Source organism: Luteimonas vadosa (assembly GCF_039543545.1).
Classification (GTDB): Bacteria; Pseudomonadota; Gammaproteobacteria; order Xanthomonadales; family Xanthomonadaceae; genus Luteimonas; species Luteimonas vadosa.
The window spans coordinates 1-1,194 of record NZ_BAABJY010000005.1 but is presented as its reverse complement, the minus strand read 5'-3'; the positions used below and the strand labels follow the sequence as shown (position 1 = coordinate 1,194).

Annotated in this window: 1 protein-coding gene; it reads right to left on the bottom strand. The window is 66.5% G+C overall.

Going from position 1 to position 1,194, the window contains the following annotated elements; genetic code table 11:
• Positions 1 to 2: 2 nt before the first annotated feature.
• Positions 3 to 1,193 carry an elongation factor Tu gene (tuf, locus tag ABD970_RS12305; protein ID WP_345295824.1) on the bottom strand — a complete coding sequence of 397 codons (1,191 nt, stop codon included), beginning with the start codon at positions 1,191 to 1,193 and terminating at the stop codon, positions 3 to 5.
• Position 1,194 lies beyond the last annotated feature (1 nt).

The following is a 1,194-nucleotide window of genomic DNA, read 5'->3' as shown; positions in this document are numbered from 1 at the left end:
CCTTACTTGGTGATCTTGGACACCACGCCGGCGCCGACCGTGCGGCCGCCCTCGCGGATCGCGAAGCGCAGGCCCTCGTCCATCGCCACCGGGTTGATCAGGCTCACCTTCATCTTCACGTTGTCGCCCGGCATCACCATCTCCACGCCCTCGGGCAGCTCCACCGCGCCGGTGATGTCCGTGGTCCGGAAGTAGAACTGCGGGCGGTAACCCTTGAAGAACGGCGTGTGGCGACCGCCCTCGTCCTTGCTCAGCACGTACACCTCGGCGTCGAAGTCCGTGTGCGGCGTGATCGAACCCGGCTTGGCCAGCACCTGACCGCGCTCCACCTCGTCGCGCTTGGTGCCGCGCAGCAGCAGGCCCGCGTTGTCGCCCGCCTGGCCCTGATCCAGCAGCTTGCGGAACATCTCCACGCCCGTCACCGTCGTCTTGACCGTCGGACGGATGCCCACGATCTCGATCTCGTCGCCCACCTTGATGATCCCGCGCTCGATGCGACCGGTCACCACCGTGCCGCGACCCGAGATGCTGAACACGTCCTCCACCGGCATCAGGAACGCCTTGTCCACGTCGCGCTCCGGCTGCGGGATGTAGCTGTCCAGCGCCTCGACCAGCTTCACGATCGACGGCACGCCGATCTCGCTCTCGTCGCCTTCCAGCGCCTTGAGCGCCGAACCGGTCACGATCGGGGTGTCGTCGCCCGGGAACTCGTACTTGGACAGCAGCTCGCGCACTTCCATCTCCACCAGCTCCAGCAGCTCGGCGTCGTCCACCATGTCCGCCTTGTTCAGGTAGACCACGATGTACGGCACGCCCACCTGGCGGGCCAGCAGGATGTGCTCGCGCGTCTGCGGCATCGGGCCGTCGGCCGCCGAGCACACCAGGATCGCGCCGTCCATCTGCGCCGCACCCGTGATCATGTTCTTCACGTAGTCGGCGTGGCCCGGGCAGTCCACGTGCGCGTAATGACGGTTCTCGCTCTCGTATTCCACGTGCGCCGTCGAGATCGTGATCCCGCGCGCCTTCTCCTCAGGCGCCGCGTCGATCGCGTCGTAGGCCTTGAACTCGCCACCGAACTTCTCCGCGCCGATCTTCGTCAGCGCCGCCGTCAGCGTCGTCTTGCCGTGATCCACGTGACCGATCGTTCCCACGTTCACGTGGGGCTTGGTGCGCTCGAATTTTCCCTTGGCCATG

Excerpts from the sequence above, each read along its gene's own strand:
- tuf (WP_345295824.1), bottom strand. The coding sequence starts at position 1,193 with ATGGCCAAGGGAAAATTCGAGCGCACCAAGCCCCACGTGAACGTGGGA.